Origin of the sequence: Silvimonas sp. (assembly GCF_031291215.1) — a bacterium.
GTDB classification, from domain to species: Bacteria; Pseudomonadota; Gammaproteobacteria; order Burkholderiales; family Chitinibacteraceae; genus Silvimonas; species Silvimonas soli.
The window spans coordinates 1-1,442 of the sequence record NZ_JARLJK010000099.1 but is presented as its reverse complement, the minus strand read 5'-3'; the positions used below and the strand labels follow the sequence as shown (position 1 = coordinate 1,442).

Annotated in this window: 3 protein-coding genes; all 3 read left to right on the top strand. The window is 57.1% G+C overall.

Going from position 1 to position 1,442, the window contains the following annotated elements:
• A partial coding sequence (locus tag P4L78_RS10665) for a hypothetical protein (protein ID WP_309328049.1) occupies nucleotides 1-489 on the top strand: 489 nt, incomplete at its 5' end.
• On the top strand, nucleotides 483-1,136 hold the full coding sequence (locus P4L78_RS10660) for a hypothetical protein (RefSeq protein WP_309328048.1): 654 nt from the start codon (nucleotides 483-485) through the stop codon (nucleotides 1,134-1,136). The genes P4L78_RS10665 and P4L78_RS10660, both read left to right, overlap by 7 nt.
• A 10-nt stretch (nucleotides 1,137-1,146) precedes the next feature.
• Nucleotides 1,147-1,442: pilus assembly protein TadG-related protein (locus P4L78_RS10655; RefSeq protein WP_309328047.1), on the top strand; the 296-nt coding region annotated here is incomplete at its 3' end.

Below are 1,442 nucleotides of genomic sequence, written 5' to 3'. Positions count from 1 at the left end.
GCGAGGCTGCTGCTTACCGGTCAAGCCCAAACGCTGCAATCATACAGCGGCTCGACACTGACCACCGGCATGACTGTCGCCCAGTTCAAGTCTGCCATCTGCGGCACGCTGACCTACAGTGCCACCGCCAACGCCTCGGTTCAGACCACCTTTGGCGGCTCGCTGCTGCCACCGGTGCTCAATTGCAACAACCTGGTCGTCAATGTCACCACAGCCACTTCCTATACCAGCGCTCAGCTCAACGCACCGACATTTACCTATGACACGAGCGGCAATGTTATCTCGACAGGCACGGGCTATAGCATATCCTCGGGCGCAGCGGGACAAAACACGATCCTTGTGGTGCAACTGATCTATCTTTGGCCCACCGTCACCGGTCCCTTGGGTTTTTCGTTGTCCAATCAACCCAATGGCAACGACATGCTCGTCGCCACACAAGTGATCACCACCGAAAACTATAACTGCCCCACGGGGTTGACGACATGCTGAGACGCCTGCTTCGCGATCAATCGGGTTCGTCGATACTCGAATTCGCCGCCATGCTGCCGGTGCTCGCGCTGCTCTATCTGGGCGGTTACGAAATCTCCGACATGATTGCCTGCAACCGCAAGGTCGGGATCTCTGCACGATCACTTACCGACCTTGCCAGTCGCAGCCTCTCGCCTTCAGCGATTCAGGCTTCGCCCTCAACCGCTTCGGGCACGACGATCATGAGCGCCTCCGCGATCGCGCTGACCCCTTATGATCAGGGCAGTGCGCAAGAACAGATTGCCCTGCTGCGCGTGTGCGACGCCAGTCATGCCTATGTAATCTGGGCCAACGCACAAACCCAAACCACTGGCGGCACAGTGACCGCCGTCACTCCGACCCTGACTGCAGGAACACTGACCGCAGCCAGCGTCATTTCCATCCCAAGTTCAATGATCACACCGGCGATGGTGCCAACATCACCTGATGGATCGGATATTTGCTCAAACTTCGCCCCAAGCACAACCATGACATATCAGGTCGGAACCACGGGCAATTATCTTTTTATGGGGCAAATTTCCTATTCGTACAGATCAATACCAAATTACTTTCTAACGACCATAATGCCCATGACTTATACACTCTACATGAGCCCACGACTGAATTAAGGACCGTGCAATGGCTGCGATCATGATCCACGAGGCCAAAGACCTCCTTGGCGCCCTTGCCCGCCGCCTGATAAGGGCTCGCGGAGGCAACCTTGCGCCAATCATGGCGATATCCTTGCCCGTGCTCCTCTTCGCGGTGGGCTTTGGCATCGATTTCAGCCGGGCCGAAAACGCGCAGACCCAACTCAATGCCATTGCCGATGCTGCCGCGCTTGCAGCAGTCGATCCGTCGATGGTCTATCAAAGCGACAGCGTAGCCGCCGCCGCCGCGACAGCCACGTTCACGAGCCAGGCTGCAAATGTGGC

What these genes read in the sequence shown, in the direction of transcription:
- P4L78_RS10660 (WP_309328048.1), top strand. Translation starts at nt 483, where the DNA reads ATGCTGAGACGCCTGCTTCGCGATCAATCGGGTTCGTCGATACTCGAA.